General features: G+C 70.4%; 22 protein-coding genes and 1 pseudogene. 10 read left to right on the forward strand and 13 right to left on the reverse strand.

The features are described 5' to 3' along the window. Positions 1-370 (forward strand): annotated as a pseudogene (locus ACHFGS_RS01870) (cell division protein FtsK); the annotation flags it as partial. A 44-nt stretch (positions 371-414) separates the two neighbouring features. On the opposite strand, the gene ACHFGS_RS01875 reads toward ACHFGS_RS01870, so the two are convergent. Continuing rightward, positions 415-1404 (reverse strand): asparaginase, encoded by a 990-nt coding sequence (locus ACHFGS_RS01875; protein ID WP_394278247.1) that lies wholly within the window; start codon positions 1402-1404, stop codon positions 415-417. Positions 1405-1487: 83 nt separating this feature from the next. Between ACHFGS_RS01875 and ACHFGS_RS01880 the strand changes: the two genes are divergently transcribed. After that, positions 1488-1958, forward strand: a complete 471-nt coding sequence (locus ACHFGS_RS01880) for an OsmC family protein (RefSeq protein WP_394278248.1) — start codon at positions 1488-1490, stop codon at positions 1956-1958. Here ACHFGS_RS01880 and ACHFGS_RS01885 read toward each other — a convergent pair whose 3' ends face one another. After that, a complete protein-coding gene (locus ACHFGS_RS01885) occupies positions 1959-2738 on the reverse strand; it encodes a lysophospholipid acyltransferase family protein (protein WP_394278249.1) in 780 nt (259 codons plus the stop codon). It lies immediately after the preceding gene. A gap of 124 nt (positions 2739-2862) precedes the next feature. Here ACHFGS_RS01885 and ACHFGS_RS01890 point away from each other — a divergent pair, with 124 nt between their 5' ends. Next, positions 2863-3804, forward strand: coding sequence for an FKBP-type peptidyl-prolyl cis-trans isomerase (locus tag ACHFGS_RS01890; protein WP_394278250.1), 942 nt, complete (start codon positions 2863-2865; stop codon positions 3802-3804). Positions 3805-3831: 27 nt separating this feature from the next. Further along, positions 3832-4914, forward strand: a complete 1083-nt coding sequence (gene dxr / locus ACHFGS_RS01895) for a 1-deoxy-D-xylulose-5-phosphate reductoisomerase (RefSeq protein WP_394278251.1) — start codon at positions 3832-3834, stop codon at positions 4912-4914. 19 nt (positions 4915-4933) lie between these two features. Here dxr and ACHFGS_RS01900 read toward each other — a convergent pair whose 3' ends face one another. The 3 genes from ACHFGS_RS01900 to ACHFGS_RS01910 form a co-directional block, all read right to left on the reverse strand. Further along, entirely contained in the window at positions 4934-6514 is a 1581-nt protein-coding gene (locus tag ACHFGS_RS01900; protein ID WP_394278252.1) for a Mur ligase family protein, read from the reverse strand. Positions 6515-6561: 47 nt separating this feature from the next. Next, positions 6562-7245: a DUF1775 domain-containing protein gene (locus ACHFGS_RS01905; protein ID WP_394278253.1), complete on the reverse strand. Its 684-nt coding sequence runs from the start codon at positions 7243-7245 to the stop codon at positions 6562-6564. A gap of 73 nt (positions 7246-7318) precedes the next feature. Further along, positions 7319-7909 carry a hypothetical protein gene (locus ACHFGS_RS01910; protein ID WP_394278254.1) on the reverse strand — a complete coding sequence of 197 codons (591 nt, stop codon included), beginning with the start codon at positions 7907-7909 and terminating at the stop codon, positions 7319-7321. 85 nt (positions 7910-7994) lie between these two features. On the opposite strand from ACHFGS_RS01910, the gene ACHFGS_RS01915 reads away from it, so the two are divergent. Next, the gene (locus ACHFGS_RS01915; protein ID WP_394278255.1) at positions 7995-9296 is read left to right on the forward strand and encodes a M50 family metallopeptidase; all 1302 of its coding nucleotides are present in this window, start codon (positions 7995-7997) and stop codon (positions 9294-9296) included. Between the two features lie 21 nt (positions 9297-9317). Here the strand turns inward: ACHFGS_RS01915 and ACHFGS_RS01920 are convergent, their stop codons facing one another. After that, on the reverse strand, positions 9318-11207 hold the full coding sequence (locus tag ACHFGS_RS01920; RefSeq protein WP_394278256.1) for a chorismate-binding protein: 1890 nt from the start codon (positions 11205-11207) through the stop codon (positions 9318-9320). 195 nt (positions 11208-11402) lie between these two features. Between ACHFGS_RS01920 and ispG the strand changes: the two genes are divergently transcribed. Then, complete coding sequence (gene ispG, locus ACHFGS_RS01925) at positions 11403-12554, forward strand: flavodoxin-dependent (E)-4-hydroxy-3-methylbut-2-enyl-diphosphate synthase (RefSeq protein ID WP_394278257.1); 1152 nt, start codon at positions 11403-11405, stop codon at positions 12552-12554. A gap of 241 nt (positions 12555-12795) precedes the next feature. Beyond that, positions 12796-14322, forward strand: a complete 1527-nt coding sequence (locus ACHFGS_RS01930; RefSeq protein ID WP_394278258.1) for a hypothetical protein — start codon at positions 12796-12798, stop codon at positions 14320-14322. A gap of 89 nt (positions 14323-14411) precedes the next feature. Here ACHFGS_RS01930 and ACHFGS_RS01935 read toward each other — a convergent pair whose 3' ends face one another. The 5 genes from ACHFGS_RS01935 to ACHFGS_RS01955 form a co-directional block, all read right to left on the reverse strand. After that, positions 14412-15431, reverse strand: a complete 1020-nt coding sequence (locus ACHFGS_RS01935; RefSeq protein WP_394278259.1) for a 1-aminocyclopropane-1-carboxylate deaminase — start codon at positions 15429-15431, stop codon at positions 14412-14414. Further along, positions 15428-16108 (reverse strand): GntR family transcriptional regulator, encoded by a 681-nt coding sequence (locus tag ACHFGS_RS01940; protein WP_394278260.1) that lies wholly within the window; start codon positions 16106-16108, stop codon positions 15428-15430. Before ACHFGS_RS01940 ends, ACHFGS_RS01935 begins: the two co-directional genes overlap by 4 nt. A 91-nt stretch (positions 16109-16199) precedes the next feature. Then, positions 16200-17795, reverse strand: coding sequence for an isocitrate lyase (locus ACHFGS_RS01945; RefSeq protein ID WP_394278261.1), 1596 nt, complete (start codon positions 17793-17795; stop codon positions 16200-16202). A 171-nt stretch (positions 17796-17966) separates the two neighbouring features. Further along, positions 17967-18623, reverse strand: a complete 657-nt coding sequence (locus ACHFGS_RS01950; protein ID WP_394278262.1) for a pyroglutamyl-peptidase I — start codon at positions 18621-18623, stop codon at positions 17967-17969. Next, the gene (locus ACHFGS_RS01955) at positions 18620-20098 is read right to left on the reverse strand and encodes an RNB domain-containing ribonuclease (RefSeq protein WP_394278263.1); all 1479 of its coding nucleotides are present in this window, start codon (positions 20096-20098) and stop codon (positions 18620-18622) included. The genes ACHFGS_RS01950 and ACHFGS_RS01955 overlap by 4 nt, the downstream gene beginning before the upstream one ends. Positions 20099-20186: 88 nt before the next feature. Here ACHFGS_RS01955 and ACHFGS_RS01960 point away from each other — a divergent pair, with 88 nt between their 5' ends. After that, positions 20187-21941 (forward strand): proline--tRNA ligase, encoded by a 1755-nt coding sequence (locus ACHFGS_RS01960; protein ID WP_394289086.1) that lies wholly within the window; start codon positions 20187-20189, stop codon positions 21939-21941. 49 nt (positions 21942-21990) lie between these two features. On the opposite strand, the gene ACHFGS_RS01965 is transcribed toward ACHFGS_RS01960, so the two are convergent. Further along, positions 21991-23499: an alanine/glycine:cation symporter family protein gene (locus ACHFGS_RS01965; RefSeq protein WP_394278392.1), complete on the reverse strand. Its 1509-nt coding sequence runs from the start codon at positions 23497-23499 to the stop codon at positions 21991-21993. 90 nt (positions 23500-23589) lie between these two features. Between ACHFGS_RS01965 and ACHFGS_RS01970 the strand changes: the two genes are divergently transcribed. Continuing rightward, positions 23590-24666, forward strand: coding sequence for a TIGR00730 family Rossman fold protein (locus tag ACHFGS_RS01970; RefSeq protein WP_394278393.1), 1077 nt, complete (start codon positions 23590-23592; stop codon positions 24664-24666). Between the two features lie 9 nt (positions 24667-24675). Here the strand turns inward: ACHFGS_RS01970 and ACHFGS_RS01975 are convergent, their stop codons facing one another. Further along, complete coding sequence (locus ACHFGS_RS01975; protein WP_394278394.1) at positions 24676-25476, reverse strand: DUF1206 domain-containing protein; 801 nt, start codon at positions 25474-25476, stop codon at positions 24676-24678. 124 nt (positions 25477-25600) lie between these two features. On the opposite strand from ACHFGS_RS01975, the gene ACHFGS_RS01980 reads away from it, so the two are divergent. Continuing rightward, positions 25601-26047: NusA N-terminal domain-containing protein (locus ACHFGS_RS01980; protein WP_394289087.1), on the forward strand; the 447-nt coding region annotated here is incomplete at its 3' end.

The following is a 26047-nucleotide window of genomic DNA, read 5'->3' on the forward strand; positions in this document are numbered from 1 at the left end:
GGCTCCGCCGCCGCTGTGGTCACCCGCGCGTCGGCCCGCCGCCGTCGTGATGCCCGCCGGCGGTCGCGCGCGGCGCCTCAGCGCCGAATGGGAGCGGCTCGGGCTGACAGTCACGCCCGCGGCGGCGGCGACCTCCCTGGAGCGGGGGACGGTCACGGTCGGTGCGCCGGAGGAGTGGCTGGCGAACTGGCGGCTGCTGACCGCCGCGCGTGCGGAGGCCGACCTCGTCATCGACGGGGCCTGCGCCGCCGAATACCGGGCGGTGAGCGGGTCGCGGGAGCTGCCGCCGTACGTCGTCCCCGGTGCGGGGCGGGCGTGGGCGCTGTCTCCGGAACGTCCGCCGCGGCGCGTGCGGCTCGACACCGCATGACGCCCCGGCCGCCCCGCCGGAGATCGGCGGACGGGGCTGTCGCGTCAGACGGTCGGACGGATCACGCCGACGTCGCGACCGCCGCCGGTGACCGTCAGCGGGAGCGAGCTGAGGGTGCGCGCGACGTCGGCACCGGCAAGGGCTCCGGCGCGCACCAGAAGGGTGAGTGCGGTCACGGCGGAGGCGCGGCTGCTGCCGTCGAGCATCTTAAGAGCGACCGTCGTCCCGTCGGGGGCGATCATCGTCATGACACCCTCGGCGCCGTGCTTGGCGAACACGCCGAGACGCTCCGCGACGATCGAGTCGGGGAGCCCGGGGCCCTGGATCACCCACGGGTGCTCCCGCACGGCGCGGACGAGCGCCCCCGCGGAACGGTGCAGCGCGAAGGGCGACCGCTCCGACGACGCCCCGATCCGGTGGATCGCGCGGGCGAGCGCCTGCAGGGTCATCCCGTGGACAGGAGCGCCGCAGCCGTCGACCGCCGTCGCGGTGATCTTCGTGCCGGTGAGACGCTCGATGACCTCGCGCGTGTGCACCTGCAGCGGGTGGCCGGACTCGAGGTAGGTCGCGGTGTCCCATCCGTTGACGGAGCAGGCCAGCAGCATCGCGGCGTGCTTGCCGGAGCAGTTCATCCGCACGCGCTGAGGGCCGAGCACCTCCCGCGTCATCTCATCGCGAGCCGCGGCATCGCCGGGCCACGCGGGCGGGCACTGCAGGTCGTCCTCGCCGAGGCCCGCCATGGTGAGGATGTCGGTGACGAGCGAGACGTGCCGGTCGGTGCCCGAGTGACTCGCCGTCGCGACCGCGAGGTGAGCGCCCTCGAGGGCGGCGCCGGCGGTCACGCTCGCGAGCGCCTGGAGGGGCTTGAGGGTCGAGCGGGGAAGGATCGGGTCGTCGATCGGGCCGAGGGCGGTCACGACCGTGCCGTCGGGGCCGAGCACGATCGCCGAGCCGCTGTGGCGGGACTCCACGAAGCCGCTGCGTTCGACGACGGCGAGTTCGACGGCATCCGTCACGGCGAAGGTCTCTGGCACTCATCCAGCCTACCCAGCCACCCGCGGCTCCCGACGGGCGGCACGTCGGTCGAGGAAGCGGGGCGCTGTGCCAGACTGGCGGCGTGATCGACGAACACCACTACCGCGTGATCGCCCGCTGGACCGGCGACCGGGGCACCGGCACGAGTGGCTACCGCGACTACGACCGCGCCGTCACCCTGAGTGTGGCGGGCAAGCCCGACCTGCTCGCGTCGGCGGATCGGCCCTTCCGCGGCGACCCGGCCCGGTGGAACCCGGAGGACCTGCTGCTGTCCGCGCTCGCGGAGTGTCATCTGCTGTCCTACCTGCACGCGTGCGTCACCGCCGGCGTGGTGGTGACCTCGTACGAGGATGACGCGATCGGCACGATGGTGCTCGACGGCACCGGCGGGGGTGCGTTCCGTGAGGTGACGCTGCGACCCCGGGTCACGGTGGCGGAGGAGGGCATGATCGACGCGGCCAGCGCTGCGCATGCGCAGGCGAACGCCTGGTGCTTCATCGCCAACTCGGTGAACTTCCCCGTGCACCACGAGGCCACCGTCACCGTCGGTTGATCAGCGCCGCTCGTGCGGCAGGACCTGCTTGAGACGCTTGACCGGGTTCTGCGCCGGCACCTCGTTGTAGGCGTTCGCCAGTTCCTGGCCCGAGAGCGCGTGGATCGCGGTCATGATCTCGTCGGTCGCCTGCCGGCGCGCGCGGCCGGACGAGGCGGGGCCGTGCGGGCACAGGTCGATCGGCTCGCCATACCGGATCGTCACGCGGGGGGAGAGCTTCGGCCACTTCGCACCGACCGGCATCGCCTCGTTGGTGCCGACGATCCCGACGGGGACGACCTTGGCGCCGGTCTCCAGTGCCAGGAACGCGACGCCGGTGCGGCCCTTGTAGAGGCGGCCGTCCAGCGACCGGGTGCCTTCGGGGTAAAGGGCGATCGCCCGCCCCGACTGCAGGATGCGACGCTGCTGGTCGAGCGCGTCGAGGGCGGCCTGCCCCGCGCCACGGCGGACCGGCGTCGCCCCGAGCGCACGGAAGAATCGGCGGCTGAACCAGCCGCTGATTCCGGACCCCTCGAAGTAGTTCGACTTCGCGAGGAAGTACACCGGCCGCGGCGCGAACAGCGGGAGGACGAATGAGTCGATGAAGCTCAGGTGATTGCTCGCGAGGATGATCGGCCCGGTGTGCGGGATGTTCTTCGCCCCCTCGATGCGGGGTCGGTAGACGAGGCGGGCCAACGGGCCCAGACCCCAGCGCACGATGTAATACAGCGCGCCGGCACGGGCCAGTTCGTCGTCGGATGCCTCGACGGGAGTCTCTTCGGGCGTCGTCGCGTCGGTCACCAGACGAGGCTACTGCCATTTCCATGCCAGGCCTGGCATGGCCGAACACTCACCCTCACACCGCGGTCAAAGCTACGTACGAGACCATTGTCCGGTCCCCCTTCTTCCTTCGAGAGGTCTCTTCGTGCGTCTGCGCCCCATCGCCGCCCTGTCCGCCGCCGCTGTCACCGCGCTCCTGCTCGCCGGCTGCGGCGCCGGTGAGGCCGAGCCCGAAGCGACGGGGACGCCCGCCGACCTCTGCGCGGCGGCCGCATCCGCGGGCGACGCGTCGGACTCGGTGACGGTCGACGGCGAACTGGGCACCGCGTCGGAGGCGACCTTCGACGCGCCGATCGAGCCGAGCGACCTCGAGGTCACCGTCGTCGACGAGGGCGAGGGCGAGCCGGTCGAGGCGGGCGAGTTCATCTCCTACGCGATGACGGCGTACAGCGGTGAGACCGGGGAGATGCTCGCGGCCGTCGGGTACGAGCCCGGTGAGCTGCTGCCCTCGCAGCTATCGGCCGAAACGATCCACGGACAGGTGTTCGGCTGCGGCAAGGTCGGCAAGCGCGTCGTCGCGACCTTCCCTGCGAGCGACCAGAGTGGACCCGAGGTGTACGTCCTCGACCTGCTGGATACCGTTCCGACGGCCGCGTGGGGCGCGGAGCAGGAGCCGGCAGACGGCATGCCGACCGTCGAGCTCGCCGAGGACGGCGCTCCCTCGATCACCCTCCCCGAGTCCGATGCCCCCACCGAGACGCAGGTCTCCGTGCTCAAGAAGGGCGACGGGTACGAGGTGCAGGAGGGTGACTATGCGCTCATCCAGTACACCGGCATCCGGTGGTCGAACGGGGAGACCTTCGACTCGACGTGGGATGGCGCCGCGCCCATCGCGTACCCCACCACGCAGTACGTGCCCGGCTTCCGCAAGGCGCTCGAGGGACAGACCGTCGGTTCGCAGGTGCTCGTCGTGATCCCCCCGGCCGAAGGCTACGGCGAGGGCGAGATCAACGAGGAAGACCTCAAGGGGGAGTCGCTCGTCTTCGTCGTCGACATCCTCGGTGGCCAGGCTGCGCCCGCGGAGTGACCGGCTCGCGCCAGTAGGCTGAACCCCATGCGCCGCGTCCTCATCCTCGGTTCCACCGGTTCGATAGGCACGCAGGCGCTGGAGGTCATCGCGGCGAACCCCGACCGCTTCGAGGTGGTGGGGCTCGCCGCAGGGTCTGACCGGGGCGGAGTCGCCGCGCAGGCCGAGCAGTTCGGGGTCTCTGACACGGCGTTCGGCGCAGATGAAGCCGAGCAGCTCATCCGCTCGGTCGAGGCCGACGTCGTCATCAACGGCATCACCGGCTCGGTCGGACTCGGCCCGACGATCGCGGCCCTCGAGTGCGGCCGCACGCTCGCGCTCGCGAACAAGGAGTCGCTGATCGTCGGAGGCGACCTCGTCACCGCGCTCGCGGCGCCCGGCCAGATCGTGCCGGTCGATTCGGAGCATTCCGCCCTCGCCCAGGCGCTCCGGTCGGGCTCGCCCGACGAAGTCCGCCGCCTCGTGCTGACGGCCTCCGGCGGCCCCTTCCGCGGACGCACCCGGGAGCAGCTCGAAGGCGTCACCCCGGCGGAAGCCCTCGCGCACCCGACATGGGACATGGGTCGGGTGGTGACGACGAACTCCGCGACGCTCGTCAACAAGGGGCTCGAGGTGATCGAGGCGCACCTGCTCTTCGGCATCCCCTACGACCGCATCGACGTCACGGTGCACCCCCAGTCCATCGTGCATTCGATGGTGGAGTTCATCGACGGATCGACGATCGCGCAGGCTTCCCCGCCCGACATGCGGCTGCCCATCTCGCTGGCCCTGGACTGGCCGCGCCGGGTGCCCGGGGTCGGCGTACCGCTGGACTGGACGACCGCCTCGAGCTGGACGTTCGAGCCGCTGGATGCCACGGCCTTCCCGAGCGTGGACCTCGCCAAGCAGGTGGGAGCGGCGGGGCGGACCTACCCGGCCGTGTTCAACGCCGCCAACGAGCAGGCGGTCGACGCCTTCCACGACGGCGCGATCGGGTTCACCGCGATCGTCGAGGTCATCCAGCGCGTCGTCGACGCCCACGATGCCCCCGCCGAGCTCACGCGCGACACGCTCGCCGAGGCGGAGCGCTGGGCGCGGGAAGAAGCCGACCGGCTGATCCTCTCGCGCTGACGCCGGCGAGATCCGCGGTTCAGGCCGCCGGGGTCCAGCCGTGGGCCCGCAGCGCCGAGCGGGCGGCCTCCTCGGCGTCGAACGGGGTCCGCACCCCGGCGATGTCGCGGTAGTGCTGGTGTCCGGGGCCCGCCCACAGGATCGCGTCGCCGTCGCCGGCCATGCTCACCGCGAAGGCGATCGCCTCCTCCGGCGGGGTCACCTCGTGCACGGTCGTGGTGGGCGATGCCGCGCCCGCACCTGCGATGAGCGCGGCGCGGATGAGGGCGGGGTCCTCCGAACGCGGATGCTGGTCGGTGACGACGACCACGTCCGCGCCGCGGGCGGCGGCCGCGCCCATGTCGGCTCGCTTCGTCGTGTCGCGATCGCCGTTGGCGCCGCAGACCATGATGACCTTCCCCGGGGTGACCCGCCGTACGGCGGCGAGCGTTTTCTCGAACGCGTCTGGGGAGTGGCCGAAGTCGAGGTACAGGGCGGGACCGGAGTCGCCGGAGAGGCGCTGGATGCGACCGGGCAGGTGAGCGTCGATGCGGGCGTCCTGCAGGAGCGCGCGCAGCCGCTGCCACTCCCACCCGGCTTCGAGCAGCATGACGATCGCGAGGGCCGCGTTGGAGGCCATGTGCGGACCGATGACCGGCACCGTGGTGGTGAGGGAGCCGGCCGGTCCGGTGAGGGTGAAGGTCACGCCGTCCGGCGTCTCCCGCACGAGCTCGACGCGCCAGTCGGCGTCGACGGTGGGGTCCGCGGCGATGTCCGGCGTGAGCACGGTCGCGACGGGGACCTCCGACCGGCGCGCCACGTCGACGCCCTCCGGCTGGTCGACGCAGACGACCGCCCGGCGGGAGCGCGATGCGCGGAAGAGCTCGAGCTTCGCGGCGAGGTAGGTCGCCATGTCGCCGTAGTCGTCGAGATGGTCATGGGTGAGGTTGGTGAACCCCGCGACGTCGAAGACGATGCCGTCGACGCGGTGCCGGGTGAGTGCCTGTGCGCTGACCTCCAGGAGGACGGCTGCGACGTCCCGCTCCCGCATGAGGGCGAGCAGGGCGTGCACCTCGGACGCCTCCGGCGTCGTCAACCGCGAGGGGATCACCTCACCGGCGATGTGACGCTCGGCGGTGGAGGACATGCCGGTGATGACGCCGAGGCCGTTCAGGATCCCCTGCATGAGGTGCATCACGCTCGTCTTGCCGTTGGTGCCGGTGACCCCGAAGATCGGGGGCAGATCTGCCTCCGCGCCGGTGCCGTAGACCCACGCTGAGATTGCACCGAGGCGTGCGCGGGGCTCGTCGACGACGAGGACGGGAACCGGGGCGGAGCCGATGAGGCGAGCGCCGGCATCATCGGTGAGGATCGCGCCCGCGCCCGCGGCGATCGCCGCAGCGGCGAACTCGGCTCCGTGCCGGTTCGCGCCCGGGACGGCGACGAACAGCTCGCCCGGGCGGAGGTCGGCCGTCGCCAGGGTCACGCCGCGCACCTCGATGCCGTCGAGGGCGGCGTCACCGTGTGCGCCGAAGGTCGCAGCCAGTTCCGCGAGCGAGCGCGCGGGCGTCTCCGATGGCCGGAGGACGGGCGGGAGGGGAGTGGATGCGGCGTCAGGCATGGTCCCTCCATCCTCTCACCCGGCCTCCGGACGCCGGAGGTGCGGACTCAGGCGCGGCGGCGCGTCAGCAGGGCGACCGAGAGGGCGACGATGCTGAGCACCACGGCACCGGCCGCAAGCCAGAGCGCGGCGGGCGTGGCATCCGCGCTCTCGGCCACGGCCGCATCGGTGTCGTGTGTGCTGTGGTCGGCGGCGGCGTGTGCGTCGGCGGTGTTCGCGTCCGCTTCGGCGACCGCCACGGTCGGGGCGGGGGCTTCCAGCTCGTGCGGGTCCTGCCCCTCGGCGGGGATCTCGGTCCACGCGTTCTCGCCGGCCTCGCACTCTTGCACGACGGGGAAGGCGACGACGGTTCCGCCGGTCTCGGCGCCGAACAGCACGTCCATCGCGACGCTCGCCTTCAGGCCATCCTCGACGGGCGCGGTCGCGGTGTAGACGATCTGCGTCGGGATGCCGTTGTCCCCGAGCGTGCGCGAGATCGTCCAGGCGCCGTCGACGATGGGGGAGACCGCGTCGATGCCTTCCGGCACGTCGACGCGCAGGGCGGTGGTGGACGCTCCGTCGCAGCCGTGGCTGAAGGAGAGCTCGACGCGGCTGGTGGCGCCGGCGGTCGCCCCGTCCGCGTGGGCGCCGACGTGCGCGGAAGCGGCTGCGGGGGTGGCCAGGAGGAGGACTCCGCCGAGGGCGAGAGCGGACAGGGCGAGCGCCGGACGGCGCGCAGGAAGAACGGTCATGACAGAAGTGGTCTCTCTGAGATGCGGCGGGATGCCGCGGGGGAAGGGTGAGCGGAGTCGCGCGAGGCGCGGCTCAGCGCGGCGGGCCGCGCCGGGAGAGACCGGAGAGGGTGACGCGGGAGGGGAGGGCGGGAACGGTCCAGCCGACAGAAGCCGGAGCGGCGACCGGCGCGAGCACCGGCCCGGGCAGGGCGGGGAGGGCGCGGCGGACACCGTCGGCGAGCGCTCGCAGGAGCCGCTCGCCGTACGTGACGAGCAGGGTCGTCACGGCCGCAGCGACCACGTGGCCGGCGATCATCGCGGCATCCAGCGGTACCCCGCCGGTCATCAGCCCGGGAAGGGCCATCACCCCGTGCACGTGTCCCGCGTGTGCGAGCCCGGTGCCGCCGGTCGGCGCCGCCGTGCCGACGACGGCGAAGGCGCCGTGCAGAAGCACCTGGGCGGCGGAGATGGTCGCGGCGGTGCGCGGCAGCGAGGGGCCCCTGCCGATCAGCACAAGGGCGATCGGCCAGGCGAGGAGGGCGACCGCCAGCATGAGCCACGCCGGCGGTGCGGACCCGCCCGAGAGGGTGTGGGCCGTGGAAGCGGCGAGGACGGCGATCGCAGATGCCACGCCGGCACGCACCGCGCGCCGTCGACGTGCCTCAGCGGATCGGGTCTCCACGTCCTCAGCCTATCGCCGCGGCATCCCGTCCCCCGTCCGTCGCGTCCGGGTGCATTCAAAGCTCCGCGCGGTAGCGTGTCGGCTCGTGACCGTCCTCGCATTCGTCATCGGCGTCCTCGTCCTGGTCGTCGGCCTCGCCGTCTCGATCGCCCTGCACGAGATCGGCCACCTCGCGCCCGCGAAGGCCTTCGGAGTGCGGGTCGGGCAGTACATGATCGGCTTCGGCCCGACGCTGTGGTCCCGGAGGTTCGGGGAGACCGAGTACGGATTGAAGGCGCTTCCACTCGGCGGCTTCATTTCCATGGCCGGCATGTATCCGCCGTCGCCGGTGGACGCAGATGGTGGGACACGCCGGGCCCGCTTCTTCGCGACGATGATCCAGGATGCGCGCGCCGTCAACGATGAGACGCTCGAAGGCGCCGGTGCGGGCCGCGCCTTTTACCAGCTGCCGGTACTCAAGCGCATCGTCATCATGCTCGGCGGCCCGCTCATGAATCTCGTGCTCGCGATCGTCCTGTTCGCCGTCATGTTCTCCGGGATCGGGGTGCAGACCGCGACGACGACCGTCGCCGCCGTCAGCGAATGCGTGCTGCCTGCGGGGACCGCCCAGACGGAGTGCGCCGCAGGCGATCCGGCATCCCCGGCGGCGGCCGGCGGCATCCTGCCGGGAGATGTCCTCGTGTCGGTGGATGGCACGGAGGTCGCCACCTTCGCCGAGGCATCTGCGATCATCCAGCGCTCGCCGGAGGAATCGCTCCCGGTCGTCGTCGAACGGGACGGCGCCACCCAGGCCCTCGAGGTCACCCCCGTCCTCGCCGAGCGCGAGGTCGTGGGCGAGGACGGCGAGGTCGAAATCGCGGAGGTCGGCTTCGTCGGGATGACGGCGACGGTCGACTACGTCGCCCAGCCGATCTGGGAGGGTCCGCGCGCGGCGCTCGAGCAGGCCGGTCAGGTCGTCGGCATCATGTGGCAGCTCCCAGCCCGGGTCTACCAGACGGCCGTCGACACCTTCACGGGCGCCGGGCGCGACCCGGACGGTCCGCTGTCGGTCGTCGGCGCCGGCCGCCTCGCGGGCGAGGTCGCCGCCACCGATCAGCCCATCGTCAACCGGGTCTCGGGCATGCTGGCGCTCCTCGGCTCGCTCAACATCGCCCTGTTCGTCTTCAACCTGATCCCCCTGCTGCCGCTCGACGGCGGTCACGTCGTCGTGGCGCTGTGGGATGGCCTCAAGCGCCTGTGGGCGCGCGTGCGGGGTCGCGGCGCACCGCGCCCGGTCGACGCGACGAAGCTCGTGCCCGTCACCTACGTCGTGGTCATCGCGCTCATCGTGATGGGCGGCACGCTGATCCTCGCTGACATCGTCAACCCCGTGCAGCTGTTCGGCTGACGGTCGCGCGCACTGACCGGGTCAGGCCGTGGTCAGTGCGTGCGCGATGAGGCGCTCTAGGGTTTCGAGGCCGTCGCGCGACAGGATCGATTCGAGGTGGCCCTGGATCGACGCATAGCCGGGACCGCGGAGCGCGTAGACGTCGCCCGAGCCGTCGGCGGCGATCTCGGTGCTCCCGATCTCGCGGGTGCCGGGGGCGACCCGAGCGGTGAACGTGTTGTAGAACCCGATCGATGCGTCGCGCCCGAAGACGTCGACCGACTTCTGCAGCCCCTGGTGGGGCGTTGCGAGGGGGGCGAGCGCCATCCCGAGACGGTCCGCCAGGATCTGGTGGCTGAGGCAGACCGCGAGGAGCGGGGCACCGGCGTCCAGACGTGCGGCGACGACCTCGCGCATGCGGGCGACCCGCTCGCTGTTCCCGTCGCGGGGGTCGCCGGGTCCGGGACCGGAGACCACGAGCTCGGCTGCGGCCACGGCCTCGGGCGTCGCGGTGCTCCAGTGCGCGATCGTGACGGCGAAGCCGAGGTGGCGCAGCTGGTGCGCGAGCATCGTGGTGAAGCGGTCCTCCGCATCGACGACGAGCGCCGACCGGCCCGCGAACGGTCCGGCTTCGAGGCTCTGCGGCTCGAGCCAGAATGCCGCGAGGCGCGCGTTGCGCGAAGCCAGCTGCTCCGCGATGCCGGGATCGTCGGCGAGCGGGCGGGGCCGCGGCGCGGGGGCGTCCTCGTCGACGACAGGAGCGACGTGCGTCCGCTCGATCGCGCCGATCGCGCCCAGGACGCCGGCCGCCTTGCCGTGCGTCTCATTCACCTCGCCGTAGGGGTCGGAATGACGCACGAGCGTTGCGCCCGCCGGCACCCGCAGTCGCCCATCCTGCAGGTAGGCCGTGCGGATGAGGATGGGGGCGTCGAGGTCGTGGCCACCGCCGTCACGCGGCGTGAACAATGCGGCGACACCCGAGTAATAGCCTCGAGGCGATTTCTCGTGGCGTGTGATGACGGTGCACGCATTCTGCATGGGCGAGCCGGTGACCGTCGGGGCGAACATCGTCTCGCGGAGGATGTCGCGCGGATCCAGCGTGCTCGTGCCGCGAAGGGTGTACTCGGTGTGGGTGAGGCGCGACATCTCCTTGAGGTGCGGTCCCGTGATCCGGCCGCCGTCGCTGCAGACGGCCGACATCATCTTGAGTTCCTCGTCGACGACCATGAAGAGCTCTTCGGTCTCCTTCGTCGACGACAGGAACTCCGAGAGCGTCTCGACGGTGGCGCCCCCCTCGGGGTGGCGGAAGGTGCCGGAGATCGGGTTCATCGTGACCTCGCCGGCGTGCGCGCTGACGTGCACCTCCGGGCTCGCGCCCACCGCGATGTGCCCCGGTGTCGAGATGAGGAACGTCCAGTACGCGCCGCGCTCGTGCTCCAGCAGTGCGCGGAACCAGGTGAGTCCCGCCGTGACGGCGTCCTCGGAGACGGATGCCGTGTAGTCACGGCGGATGACGAAGTTGGCGCCCTCGCCTCGGCCGATCTCATCGGCAATGACGCGGCGGACGATGTCGGCGTACTCGTCGTCGGGGATGTCGAAGCCCGCGTCGAGCAGCGGAATCCGCGTCGTCGGCAGGGCCTCGATGACCTCAGCGACGGGAAGAGCCTCGTGTGCGCCGACGACGAGGCAGCGCAGCGGTGCGTGATCGTCGTGGCACGCGAACCCTCGCTCGACGACCTGGCGGAACGGCACGAGGGCGAGGACCTCGCGCGCCGCGCCCGTGGCATCCGTCAAAGGGATGTCGGCCAGCAGGTCGACGTCGACGACGTCGCCGGTGAGCAGTTCCACGCTCTGCCCGTCGCGCGCGATGAGGGCGAAGGGTGCGCCGGAGGCAGTGAGCTCGGCCAGTCGGGTGGCGGGGGAGCTGGTCATCGTGGATCTTCCGTTCGGGGCGGTCGCCTTCGAAACGAAGAAGACCGCCGGGCTGTCAGCTCAGGCGGTCGTCGGGATGCGCGCTGCGATCCGCCTAGGCGGAGCGCCACCAGGAGTGGATTGCGGGCATGCGGCGAATCTACCACGATCGCGATCCTCCGCCCGGCGGCGGAAAGGGAGGCCTAGGCTGGAGGGGTGCCAGCAGTCAATCTCGGGATGCCCCGCGTGCCGGAGGTCCTCGCCCCCCGTCGTAAGAGCCGTCAGATCAAGGTCGGCAAGGTGCTCGTCGGCGGCGACGCCCCGGTCACTGTGCAGTCGATGACGACGACCCCGACCACGAACATCAACGCGACGCTGCAGCAGATCGCCGAGCTCACCGCGTCCGGTTGCGAGATCGTCCGCGTGGCGGTGCCGCACCAGGCGGATGCCGACGTGCTGCACATCATCGCGGCCAAGAGCCAGATCCCGGTCATCGCCGACATCCACTTCCAGCCCCGCTACATCTACAGCGCGATCGACGCGGGATGCGGCGCGGTGCGTGTGAACCCCGGCAACATCCGTGAGTTCGACGGCAATGTCGGCCAGATCGCCGCGGCCGCGAAGGCCGCCGGCGTCTCGCTGCGCATCGGCGTCAACGCGGGGTCACTCGACAAGCGTCTGCTCGAGAAGTACGGCAAGGCGACTGCGGAGGCGCTCGTCGAGAGCGCGGTCTGGGAGGCGTCGCTTTTCGAGGAGCACGACTTCCACGACTTCAAGATCTCGGTCAAGCACAACGACCCGGTCGTGATGGTGAAGGCCTACCGCATGCTCGCAGAGCGGGGAGACTGGCCGCTCCACCTCGGCGTGACCGAGGCCGGCCCGGCGTTCCAGGGCACCATCAAGTCCGCGACCGCGTTCGGCATCCTGCTCTCCGAGGGTATCGGCGACACGATCCGCGTCTCCCTGTCGGCGCCGCCGGCCGAGGAGGTCAAGGTCGGGCATCAGATCCTGCAGTCGCTGAACCTCCGCGAGCGTAAGCTCGAGATCGTCTCGTGCCCCTCGTGCGGCCGCGCGCAGGTCGACGTCTACACGCTGGCCGACAACGTGACCGAGGGCCTCAAGGACATGACGGTGCCGCTCCGCGTGGCTGTCATGGGCTGTGTCGTGAATGGTCCCGGTGAAGCTCGCGAAGCCGACCTCGGCGTGGCGTCGGGCAACGGCAAGGGTCAGATCTTCGTCAAGGGTGAGGTCATCAAGACCGTCCCGGAGGCCGACATCGTCGCCACGCTCATCGAGGAGGCGAACCGCATCGCGGACGAGATGGGTCCCGACGCGCCCGTCGGCACTGCGCAGGTCGTCACGTCCTGACCCGCGCTTCGACGGCGGCACGAATCTCGCGCTTCCCAAGAAATCCGCGCGAATCATCCGGATTCCTTGTGGCTCTGCGGGGTCTGATGCTGCGGAGCGGGTTGTCCGGAGTTGTACGGATTCGAGGGACGCAGTCAGTCGGGACGGTAGGCGTCGCTACGATGAGGACCGCGCGACCGCTGGGAGTCGCGTTGCTGCGGCGACCCGAGCCGGTGGCATCCGCTCGCAACAGGAGCAATCCATGAACTTCCGCCCTGCCCGCGCAGTCCGCCCTCTGAGGGCCCTGCTGGCCGCCGTCCTCGTCGCCGCGCTCGTCTGGGGCGGGGCGCCGGCCGCACTCGCCGCCAACACTCGCACGATCAGCGGTGTCGTCCATTTCGATGAGCGCACGACACCCGCACAGCGGGAGCGAGTCGACGTCAGTGTGCGGACGGAGGCGGGCCGTGAGGTGAAGAAGGATGAAATCGCCTTCGACCCGGCCGACGGGACGTATGCGGTCGGCGGACTTGAACCGGGCGTCTATCGGCTCACGGTCTCGCTGAGGAGCGAAGGTTCCGGCAGCTTCTATGGGTCGACGAGGCCGACCTCCGGGTGGAAGCGGGATGCCGACACCTGGGTGAGTTCGCTACGCCTTGATCTGACGACAAGTGACGTCGAGCAGCCGGTCTACTTCGATGAAGCCGGCGAGCTTGTCGGCGTCGTGGTCAGGACGCCCGAAACCGCAGTTCTGCCCTACCGCGTGATCGCGCGAGACGTGGATGCCGGAGTCGAGGCGGAGGTCGGTCCCTGGGGGGAAAGCATGGGAATGGCCCTCTTCGGGCAGACGTTCCGAAGCGGAACCCGCCTATCCCTTCGGGCCGAGATTCCGGGCAGGCCCACGGTATACGCGGACGGGAAATCCGGAACGACTGACCCGAAGCGCGGCATCCTCCTGACGGCCGGGGTGTGGTCGCAGCGAGAGATCATCTTGGATCTGCGTGAGCTCGCGGACGCTGTGCCCGCCCCCGCGATCACGGGCAGCGCGAAGGTTGGCTCGACGCTCACCGCGAAGGCGGGAACCTGGCCGGAGGGGTGGACGCTGCGCTACCAGTGGAAGGCGTCCGGTATGCCGATCTCGGGTGCGACGAAGCCGACCTTCGTGCCGACCGCGACGCAGCACGGCAAGAGGATCACGGTGACCGTTACTGGAAGCAACAGGTGGAGCACGGTCTCGAAGTCCTCCGCGCAGACTGCGAAGGTCGCCACCGGGACGCTGAAGGCAGCGACGCCGACGATTTCGGGGACGGTGGCGTACGGATCGACCCTGACGGCGAAGCCGGGCACGTGGACGAGCGGGACGGCGTTCTCGTATCGGTGGTACGCCGACGGGAAGGTCATCCCGGGTGCGACAAAATCCACGTTGAAGCTGACGAGCTCGCTGAAGCGCTCTGCGATCACAGTGCACGTGACGGGGAAGAAGGCGGGCTACACGACCGTGACGAAGGCGTCCCCGCGGACGGCGAAGGTCATCACCGCCGCGACGCCCACGATCGTGGGAGCGGCGAAGGTCGGCCGCACCCTAACGGCAAAGGCGGGCGCTTGGACGAGCGGCACGCACCTGACCTACCGCTGGTACGCGAACGGCACGGCGATCTCCGGGGCGACGAAAACGACGTTCCGGATCGCGGCGGCGCAGAAGGGCAAGACCATCACGGTGAAGGTGACAGGCAAGAAGTCCGGATACGCGACGGCGACAAAGACCTCGAAGGCAACCAAGAAGGTTTCCTGAGATAGAACAGTCCGGTGGTTGGCCGGAATATTCGGCCGCCATACAACGACCGTCGTCGCCACCCACGATGGTGTGATGCCCGTTGCGCGTCAGCTCCAGAGGGAGTGGTAGGCGTTGATCGCCGGCTGTCCTCCCAGGTGCGCGTAGAGGACGGTGGAGTCCTTCGTGATGTCGCCGGTCTTCACGAGGTCGATGAGCCCGGCGAGGGACTTGCCCTCGTACACGGGGTCGGTGATCATCGCCTCCAGCTGCGCGCCGAGGGCCATCGCGTCCATGGTCGATTCGACAGGGATGCCGTAGAGGTCGCCCGCCCAGCCTTCGAGCACCTGGATCTCGTCGTCGCGGAGGTCGCGCCCGAGCTCGATGAGCTCTGCGGTGTGCCGGGCGATGCGCGCGACCTGGTCGCGGGTCTTCTGCAGCGTCGCGGAGGCGTCGATGCCGATGACGCGGCGCTTCACACCGGTCAGGTCTTCGAGTGCGGCGAACCCGGCGATCATGCCGGCGTGCGTGGATCCGGTGACTGTGCACACCACGATCGTGTCGAAGAAGACGCCGAGCTGTTTCTCCTGCTCGGCCACCTCGAAGGCCCAGTTGGCGAAGCCGAGTCCGCCCAGGCGGTGCTCCGAGGCTCCCGCGGGGATCGCATACGGGGTGCCGCCAGCATCCTCCACCTCCTGAAGCGCCTGCTTCCAGGAGTCGCGGATACCGATGTCGAATCCCGCGTCGTCGAGGCGGGAGTCGGCGCCCATCATCCGGGAGAGGAGGATGTTCCCGACCTTGTCGTTGACCGGCTCGTCCCAGGGCACCCACTTCTCCTGCACCAGCCGAACCTTCAGCCCGAGGTGCGCCGCGACGGCGGCGACCTGGCGGGTGTGGTTCGACTGGTAGCCGCCGATCGAGACGAGGGTGTCGGCGCCGCTGGCGAGCACGTCGGGGACGATGTACTCGAGCTTGCGGGTCTTGTTGCCGCCGAAGGCGAGACCGCTCGACACGTCCTCACGCTTCGCCCAGACCTCGGCCCCGCCGAGGTGCTGGGTGAGGCGCTTCAGGTGCTGCAGCGGGCTCGGCCCGAAGGTCAGCGGGTGGCGGGGGAACCGGTCGAGGATCATTCGGGTCGTCCTTCGTGTGTCGGGGTGGGCGGTGAGGGGTCGAGGCGGAGGCTCTGCCAGGTCTGCTCGGCGAGTGCGGCGGCGCCGGTCGCGTCGCCGGCGGCGCACAACTCGATCAGCTGCGCGTGACGGCGTACCGACTCCTCGCCTTCGGCGGAGCCGAAGCGGAACCGTTCGACGCGGTGGAGCACGGGCTCGTACTGGGCGATGACGGCGGATGCCGCGGCGTTGCCGGCCCGCTCGAGCGCGACGGCGTGGAACTCGGCGTCGGCAGCGAGTGCGGCGTCGAGGTCACCATCGGTGCGCGCGGTGCGGAACCTCTCGTTGGCGGAGCGCATCCGTTGGAGGTCGTCTGCGGTGAAGCGAGGGGTGGCGGCGCGCAGGGCGAGGGCGTGCATCGCGCCCACGACCGCCTGCGCGTCGCGGACCGCGGCGGGATCGATCGGTGCCACCACGGTGGACCGGCCGGGAACGGCGCGGACGAGGCCGGCGCGGGCGAGTTCGAGGAGGGCCTCTCGGACGGGGGTTCGGGAGACGCCGAGCCACGCGGCGAGATCGGCATCGCGCAGCTGCTCGTCGGGGGCGAGGGTGCCGTTGACGATCGCGTCGCGGAGGCGGTCGCGCACCGCATCGCGCAGGAGGGGCCTGACGGGGTTGCTCTCTGCGGGAATCGGCACGATATGCAATATATCGCCAATGGCGTTTCCGGCGGATGACGCGACGGAGGGGCCCCTGCCGATGCAGGAGCCCCTCCGGGTCGATCAGGACTCAGCTGAACTGGTTCATCGTGTTGTCCTTGCCGCCGGCCTTGAGGGCCGCGTCTCCGGCGAAGTACTCCTTGTGGTTGTCGCCGATGTCGCTGCCGGCCATGTTCTGGTGCTTGACGGTCGCGATGCCCTCGCGGATCTCGCGGCGCTGCACACCCTTGACGTAGGCGAGCATGCCCTCCTCGGCGAAGTAGCCCTTCGCGAGGTCATCGGTGGACAGGGCGGCCGTGTGGTACGTCGGCAGCGTGATCAGGTGGTGGAAGATGCCGGCGCGGGCTGAGCCGTCCTTCTGGAAGGAGCGGATCTTCTCGTCGGCCAGGCGGCCGAGCTCGGTGTCGTCGTAGTCGACGCTCATGAGCTCGTCGCGCTTGTACTGCGAGACGTCGGCGCCCTGCTCCACGAGCAGGTCGTAGGCCTGCTGGCGGAAGTTCAGGGTCCAGTTGAACGACGGGCTGTTGTTGTAGACGAGCTTCGCGTTCGGGATCACCTTGCGGATCTCGTCCACCATGCCGGCGATCTGCGCGACGTGAGGCTTCTCGGTCTCGATCCACAGCAGGTCGGCGCCGTTGCGCAGCGACGTGATGCAGTCGAGCACGCAGCGGGCCTCGCCGGTGCCGGGACGGAACTGGTACAGGTTGCTCGCCAGGCGCTTCGGGCGCAGCAGCTTGCCGTCCCGCTTGATGACGACGTCGCCGTTGCCGAGCTCGTCCTCGGAGATCTCCTCGACGTCGAGGAAGGAGTTGTACTGGTCGCCCAAATCGCCCGGCTCTGCGGTGACGGCGAGCTTCTGGGTGAGGCCGGCGCCGAGGGAGTCGGTGCGGGCGACGATGATGCCGTTGTCGATGCCGAGCTCGAGGAAGGCGTAGCGCACAGCGTTGATCTTGGCGATGAAGTCCTCGTGAGGGACGGTCACCTTGCCGTCCTGGTGGCCGCACTGCTTCTCGTCCGACACCTGGTTCTCGATCTGGATCGCGCAGGCGCCCGCCTCGATCATCTTCTTGGCCAGGAGGTAGGTCGCCTCGGGGTTTCCGAAGCCGGCGTCGATGTCGGCGATGATCGGCACGACATGGGTCTCGTAGTTGTCGATCTGCGACTGGATGAACTCCACGGCGGTCTCGTCGCCGGCCAGGCGCGCGTCGTCGAGCTTGGAGAACAGCAGGTCGAGCTCGCGGGCGTCGGCCTGGCGGAGGAACGTGTAGAGCTCCTCGATGAGCGCGGGAACGGCGGTCTTCTCGTGCATCGACTGGTCGGGAAGAGGGCCGAACTCCGACCGGAGCGCCGCGACCATCCAGCCGGAGAGGTAGAGGTAGCGCTTGTTGGTGCTCTTGAGGTGCTTCTTGATGGAGATCATCTTCTGCTGGCCGATGAAGCCGTGCCAGACGCCCAGCGACTGGGTGTAGACGGAGGAGTCGGCGTCGTACTCGGCCATGTCGCGGCGCATGATGTCCGCGGTGTACTGGGCGATCTCGAGCCCGTTCTTGAAGCGGTTCTGCGCCCGCATGCGGGCGACGTACTCGGGGTTCACGGCGTCCCAGCTGGACCCGTGCTGCTCCTTGAGCTCCCGGATGGCTTCGATGTCGTCGGTGTACGCAGTCATTTCTGGATTCCTTCGCGGTGGATGGTTCACTCACGAACGCTGTGAGCGGATCGCTTGATCCCCACTTTGCGCCAAAGAAGCAGGGTCTTCCGACCATCCACCAGGAGAAGATCACGCAAACTTCTGCACTTGACAAGGAGGGGCGGCCTGCACCGGCCCGCCGACGTGTCGTCAGTGCAGGGTGCCGCCGGGAGCGACGAGCTCCGCACCGTCTGCGGCGACCGCGATCACCGTCTGGAGGGCGCGCACGATGTCGGCCGGGGGCAGTTCCGGCGCGCCCACGGGCGCCTGCCCGGTCGCCCACGGCACGTGCACGAAGCCGACCCGGGTGTGGGGAGAAGTGGCATCCAGCGCGGTGAAGAACACGTGATTGCAGACGAAGGTGCCCGCGCTGTAGGAGACCTCCGCGGGGATCCCCAGAGCGGTGACGGATGCCGCGATCGCCTTGACCGGCACGGTGGCGAACGCGGCCGCGGGTGCGCCCGGGGCCGAGGGGAGGTCGACGGGCTGGTCGCCGGCGTTGTCGGGAATGCGGGCGTCCAAGAGATTCACCGCCACCCGCTCCACCCCGATCGCGGAGCGGCCCCCGGCGAGTCCGGTGGCGACCACGATGTCCGGACGGTGCGTCGCGATCAGTTCCCGGATTCGCGTGGCGGCCCCGGCGAACGTGACCGGGAGGACGGCCGTGACGAGGGTCGCAGCCAGGCCGCCGAGACCCTCGGCGGCGAGAGTCCGCACGGCGTCACCGCTCGGATTGGCGGAGGCACCGCCGAACGGCTCGAAGCCCGTGACCAGGACGATCGGGGCCCCGGGCGTCTGCGCGGTCACGGCACGAGCTCCAGGTCGACGTCCCCATCGGGTACCGAGGTGCCGGTCACGCGGACCCGGACCTCGGTACCCGGCTGCGCCGTCCCGGTGACCGTCGCCTCGACGGGCGGCGCGTGGAGGAGCACCCGCAGGGTGTCACCGCGAGAGCGCAGGACGACGGCGGGGAAGACCTCGCCGACCCGGCCGTCGAGCAGCGCCGCCTCGACCCGGTCGCGGGACCCCGACTCGAGGGCGCGGGCGCGAGAGGTGCTGCGGTCCATCAGCCCGGGAAGCTCGCGAAGGCTCGTCCGGGCCCATTCGGGCACCGAGCGCCCGTTGGCGAGGGCGTCGCAGAGCACCAGCACCCACCGATCGACGAGACGTCGCAGGGGTGCGGTCGTGTGCGCGTACGGGGCCGCGAGGGCGGACTGGACGAGATCGTCGGGAGCGGGGAGGGGTTCGCCATCCACTCCGAAGACCGTGTACCCGGCGCCGCGGAACAGGGCCGCTGCGTGCTCGCGGACCGCACGTGCCGCGGAGGAGTGATCGAGGCGCTGGAGGTACGCGCCATACGGCTCGTCCTCGGACCAGGGCAGCCCCAGCGCGACGGTCTGCGAACGGAACGACGCGATGTCCTCTGCCGACGCCGCGGGCATGGTTCGGAGGATGCCGATCCCGCCGTCGATCATGATCTCGGCGGCCGCCATTCCGGTCAGCAGCGACACGTGCGCGTTCGCGTCTTCCAGAGGAACCGCGTCGTCGGCGACGAGGCGGTAGCCGTCGGAGCCGCGTTCGACACTCACCTCGGGCAGATTGAGGCTCGCGCCGCCGCGCTCGACCTCGCGATCAGCGCGCTGACGGCCGAACCAGGGGAGCGCGGCGAGGGTCTCCGGTGCTGTCCCCGCGTCGACGGCTGCCTGCGCATCCCGGTACGACCACTGCGCGCGGGAGCGGATCACGGCGCGCGTCAGCGCCGTCGCGACCGGGCGGGCACCGGCATCCAACTCGAATCGCCACACGTACGCGCGGCGATCGCGGTCGGGCAGGAGGGAGGCGACGTCCTCGCTGAGGACGGGAGGGTGAAGCGGCACCCGGCCGTCGGGCGCGTACAGCGTCTGCCCCCGCTCGCGGGCCTCGCGGTCGACCGCACCGCCGGGTGGGACGAAAGCGTCGACGTCGGCGATCGCGTAGTGCAGGATCGCGCCATTGCCGACGCGCTCCAGATGCACCGCCTGGTCGAGATCGGTCGATCCCGCGGGGTCGATGGTGAGGAAGTCGACGTCGCGGAGGTCGGCGAGGCCATCGCCGGGGCGGAGGGAGACGGTGTCGGCTGCTCGGCGGGCTTCCTCCTCGACGTCCGGCGGGAAGGCCTCGGGGATCTCCAGCGACCTCCGCAGCGCGGCGAGCGCGGCGACGAGGGCGTCGTGAGGTTCGGCGTCCGGCGCCGCCGCGGGCGTGCTCGACGGGGAGATGAAGCGGGAGCGACGGGCGGACACCCGCCTCAGTGTAGGCGGGGCTGCCCGTCGGCCGGTGGGGCGCGCGGCAGCCCATGGAGGACGAGGGCCGCGAGTAGGCTTGATCCTCGTGGTCACCCGTCTCTCCTCGTACTTCCTCCGCACGCTCCGCGAAGACCCGGCTGATGCCGAGGTCACGAGCCACCGGCTGCTCGTCCGCGCCGGCTACATCCGCCGCGCCGCCCCGGGCATCTTCACGTGGCTCCCGCTGGGTCTGCGCGTCAAGGCCAAGCTCGAGACCATCATCCGCGAGGAGATGGCCGCCGCCGGCGCCTACGAGGTGCACTTCCCGGCGCTGCTGCCGCGCGAGCCCTACGAGCAGTCCGGCCGCTGGGACGCGTACGGCAACGGCATCTTCCGCCTGAAGGACCGCAAGGACGCCGACTACCTGCTCGCTCCCACGCACGAGGAGATGTTCACACTCCTCGTGAAGGACCTGTACTCGTCGTACAAGGACCTCCCGCTGACGATCTTCCAGATCCAGGACAAGTACCGCGACGAGGCGCGCCCCCGCGCCGGTCTCCTGCGCGGTCGCGAGTTCACGATGAAGGACGCCTACTCCTTCGACGCGACGGATGCCGGTCTCGAGAAGAGCTACCAGCTGCAGCGCGATGCGTACGAGCGCATCTTCCAGCGCCTCGGCATGGAGTACGTCATCGTCGCCGCCGACAACGGCCTCATGGGCGGTGCGCGCAGCGAGGAGTTCCTGCACCCCACTCCCGTCGGTGAGGACACCTTCGTCCGCTCGGCCGGCGGATACGCCGCGAACGTCGAGGCGTTCACCACCGTCGCCCCCGCGCCCGTCCCGTTCGACGACGCTCCCGCCGCGACGATCTTCGACTCTCCGAACACCCCGACGATCGACACGCTCGTCGCGCACTGCAACGCGCATCTGGACGGCGAGTACACCGCCGCCGACACCCTCAAGAACGTCGTCCTCGCCCTCACCCACCTGGACGGCACGCGTGAACTCGTCGTCGTCGGCATCCCCGGCGACCGCGAGGTCGACGACAAGCGCGCCGAGGTCGCTTTCGCCCCCGCCGCCGTCGAGGCCGCCACCGAGGCCGACTTCGCGAAGCACCCGGGCCTCGTGAAGGGCTACATCGGGCCCTGGTCCGCGGAGGGACCCGTCCTCGGCGAAGCGTCGACGACCGGCATCCGCTACCTGCTCGACCCCCGCGTCGTCGAGGGCACCCGCTGGGTGACCGGCGCGAACATCGACCAGAAGCACGTGCACTCCCTCGTGGCCGGCCGCGACTTCACCGCTGACGGTGTCGTCGAGGTCGCGAGCGTCCGCGCCGGCGACCCCGCCCCGGACGGCTCCGGCCCCGTCGAGCTCGCCCGAGGCATGGAGATCGGCCACGTCTTCCAGCTCGGCCGCTTCTTCGCCCAGAAGCTGGGACTGAAGGTCCTCGACGAGAACGGCAAGCTCGTGACCGTCACGATGGGCTCCTACGGCATCGGCGTCACCCGCATCCTCGCCGCGCTCGCCGAGCTCAACAACGACGAGAAGGGCCTCGTGTGGCCCGCATCGATCACTCCGTTCGACGTCCACGTCGTCGCGACGGGGCGGGATGCCGCGGCGTTCGAGCTCGCTGAGAAGGTGGCCGCCGACCTCGAGGCCGCCGGTGTCGACGTCCTGTTCGATGACCGACCCAAGGTCTCACCCGGTGTGAAGTTCGGCGACGCGGAGCTCGTGGGCGTCCCGCAGATCGTCATCGTCGGCCGCGGCGCCGCCGACGGCCAGGTCGAAATGTGGGACCGGCGGACGGGGGAGCGCCAGACGGTCGCCGCCGCCGACGCCGTCGCCGCGCTCACCCGCTGACCCGACTCGGCGGAGAGGGGCTCCGACGTCGGCGCGTCTCGGCGCACCGTCACCCGCGGTGGCCGGTGGCGCCTGGGTGCGTGCCGTGCTTGCGCGCCTGGGACCCGCGGGTGACGACGTCGAGCGGGCCGGTGACGGTGAGTTCGTCCTCCCAGCACTCGATGCCGCCCACGCCGGGGAGCCGCTCGCGGGTGAAGATGGGGTCTCGGCCCTCGCGCCGCTGCGCGGTGTAGTCCTTCAGCAGGCGGAAGGCGATCGGCGAGAGGAGTCCGATCGCGACCAGGTTGATGAGGGCCATGATGCCCATCACCCCGTCGGCGAGGTTCCAGACCAGCTGGACGGAGGCCGCCGAGCCGAGCAGCACCGCCGCGACCGCGAGGATCCGATAGAGGGTGAGCGCGGTTTCGTTGCGGGTGATGAACTCGATGTTCGATTCGCCGTAGTAGTAATTGCCGAGGATCGAGGAGAACGCGAGCATGAAGATGATGACGCTCAGCGCGATATTCGACCACGGGCCGAGCGTGGAGGTCAGCGCCTCCTGCGTGAGGTCGATCCCCTGTGATGCGCCGGTGAGGTCGGGTACGGAGACGAGGATGATGAACGCCGTGATCGAACAGATGAGGAACGTGTCGAAGTAGACGCCGAGCGTCTGCACCAGCCCCTGCTTGACGGGGTGCGTGACGGCGGCGCTCGCTCCGGCGTTGGGGGCGGAGCCGAGGCCGGCTTCGTTGGAGAACATGCCACGCTTGACGCCCGTCATGATGATGTATCCGAGGGTCGCCCCGACGACCTCGTTGAATCCCCACGCCTGGGTGAAGATCTGCGCGAACACGCGCGGCACCTCGGTGATGTTGATCGCGACGACCGCGAGCCCCAGCAGCAGGTAGACGAGCGCCATCAGCGGGACGAGCGCCTGCGTCACCGACGCGATGCGACGGACGCCGCCGAAGACGACCAGGGCGGTCAGAAGGGCGATACCGACACCGACCGCCCACGGCACCCACGCGGCATCCGTGCCCATCGTGGTCGTGAGGGTCGTCGCGATCGTGTTGGCCTGCAGAGAGCTGAACGCGAACGGGAAGCACACGATGAGGATGATCGCGAACGCGATGCCCATCCACCGGGCGCCGAGCCCGCGTTCCATGTAGTACGCCGGGCCGCCGCGGAAGCTGCCGCGGTCACGCGTCTTGAACAGCTGCGCGAGCGAGGACTCGATGAAGCTCGAGGCGCCGCCGATGAACGCCATCAGCCACATCCAGAACACCGCGCCCGGGCCGCCCACGGCGATCGCCGTCGCGACACCGGCGATGTTGCCGACGCCGACCCGGGACGCCGCCGAAATCGTGAAGGCCTGGAAGGCGGAGACCGACTGCGGCTCGCCGTCGGCGTTGCGCGGCGTCTTGTCGGTCAGGGTGCGGAACATCTCCGGGATCAGCCGGAACTGCATGACGTCCGAGCGGACGGTGAAATACAGGCCCAGAACGACCACGACCGGCAGGACGATCCACGTCCACAGCAGATCTCCGGATGCCAGCAGCCACTCGTTGATCGCTTCCATGGGATGAGTATCCGTCTCGGATCGCACGCGCGCACGCTCTTGCGCGATGGTGGGGTCCCGTGCTCGCCTCCGTCATGACAGCCTGGGAGCATGACGACGCCTTCGAACGCCGCGACCTCTGGCTCGATCGGTGAGCGGATCGACCAGCTCATCACGGATGCCGGCATCACCGCCGACCAGGATCTCATCGCCCGCATCCTCGCCACCGGGATCGGTCTCGGCCTCGATGAGGCCGGCCGGCTCGACCTCAAGATCACCAGCGCCGCGCTCACCGAGATGCGCTCCGCCTTCCGCCTGTTCGCCCCCTACGAGCTCACCCCGAAGGTCACGATCTTCGGCTCCGCGCGGACGCGCCCCGACGATCCGCTGTACCGCGCCGCCGCGGACGTCGCGGCCGCGCTCGCCGCACGGGGCTGGATGGTGGTCACCGGTGCCGGTCCCGGGATCATGCAGGCCGCCGCGGAGGGCGCAGGCCCGGACCGCTCGCTCGGGGTGTCGATCCGACTGCCCTTCGAAGAGAAGCCCAATGCGCTCATCGCCGACGCCGAGCGGGTCGTGGCGATGAAGTACTTCTTCACCCGCAAGCTGATGCTCGTCAAGGAGTCGCGGGGCTTCGTCTGCGTGCCGGGCGGTTTCGGAACCCTCGACGAGCTGTTCGAACTGCTCACCCTGCAGCAGACCGGCAAGGCCGAGCCCACCCCGATCGTGCTGCTGGATGCCGCGGGCGGCACGTTCTGGGAGGGGCTCCGCCGCTTCGCCGACGACCACCTCATTCCCAGCGGGGTCATCTCTCCCGACGACCTCGAGCGGGTGCTCATCACCGATTCCGTCGAGGCCGCGGCATCCGAGATCACCGGCTTCTGGCGCAACTACGACTCGCTTCGGTGGATCGGCTCCCGGCTCGTGCTCCGGCTGTGCGCCGAGCCCACCGACGAGGAGATCGCCTCGCTGGAGCGCGAGTTCGGCCACATGGCCACCGACGGGCGCATCGTCCGCACCGGGCCGCTGCCGCAGGAGGTCCGTGACGATGACCGGGTGGACCGGCCGCGACTCGTGATGACATTCGACAGGTTCCGCGTCGGCGACCTGCACCGCGTGATCCGTGCGCTCAACGCCTTCCCATCGGCTCCGCCGGCGAGCCCGCCGGAGGAGCCGCACGCCGGCTGAGCGCGGGCCTCATAGCTTCGCGTAACGCACGCGGAGGAAGCTGTAGAGGGCGTACGAGACGAAGCCCAGTCCGACGGCGAACACGATGACGGGGCCGAGCGCGAGATCGAGCAGGGCGTGCACGGCGGCATCCAAGCCGCCGGCCGCGCGGGCTTCCTGTCGGAACGCGGCCACCAGCAGGAGGACCCCGACGGTGGCGATCGAGATCCCCTTCCCGATGTAGCCGACGACGGCGACGGTGTTGAGGGTGGCGCCGGCGACGCCGTCGGGGATCTCGATGACCTTGTCGTACGAGCGGCGCACGCCGATGGAGGCGAACGCGATGCCGGTGATGGCTACCGTGAGACCCGCCGCGCCCAACACGAACACCCCGCCGGGAGTGGCCAGCAGCCCGCGACTGGCGTCGCGTGCGCTCTCGTCGCCGTCGAGCCGCGCGCCCATCGCCACGGTCACCGCGATCGCGGCGAGGGCGACGTAGACGAGCGACTGCGCGACCGGGGAGGCGCGCCTGCCCCACGCCCGCAGGTCGCGCCCGCGCACGAGCACGGCCTGCAGCGCGTGCCAGATCGCCAGTGCGCCGAGCAGCCCGCCGAGCGCCCACACCCCGGCGATCCCCAGCGGAACCGTCTCCAGCGCGGAGAAGGCCCCCGCCTGGTCGGGAGAGCCGGTGCCGCCGACGGAGATGGCGATCGTGATGGCGCCGAGCAGGGCGTGCACGATGCCGTTCGCGGCGTACCCGCCACGGGCGAGTCCGCGCATCACGGGGGAGTTCTCCGCGGCGCGCGCGACGTCTCTGGCGGCATCGGTCATCCGATGATCTTCTCAGCTCATGCGGGAGGGCATCGGGTAACGTTGACGGGATGCCGCGAGGCTCGCCGGGACTGATCGGCGCAGCGCGCGGCGACGCGAACATCAACTGAAGAGGGAGGCGCTCATGGACATCGACATGGGACTGCTGCGGACTGTCGAACGCGAGCGGGAGATTCCGCTGGACGAACTGATCCGGATCATCGAGCAGGCCATCCTCACCGCGTACGCCAAGCACACCTCGCCCGACGGCGAACTCCCCGAGGGCGCCCGCGCGCACCTCGACCGCAAGACCGGCCACGTCGCCGTCTACATCCCCCTGCGGGACGAAGAGGGCGTCGTCATCGGCGAGGAGGAGTCCACTCCCGAGGACTTCGGCCGCATCGCCGCCTTCGCCGCCAAGCAGGTCATCAGCCAGCGCCTGCGCGACATCGCCGACGACGCGATCCTGGGGGAGTTCCGCGGCAAGGAGGGCGACATCGTCGCCGGTGTCATCCAGCAGGGCCCGAACCCCCGCATGGTGCACGTCGACCTCGGCACGGTCGAGGCGATCCTGCCTCCCGAGGAGCACACG

This window comes from Microbacterium sp., from assembly GCF_043427715.1.
Classification (GTDB): domain Bacteria; phylum Actinomycetota; class Actinomycetes; order Actinomycetales; family Microbacteriaceae; genus Microbacterium.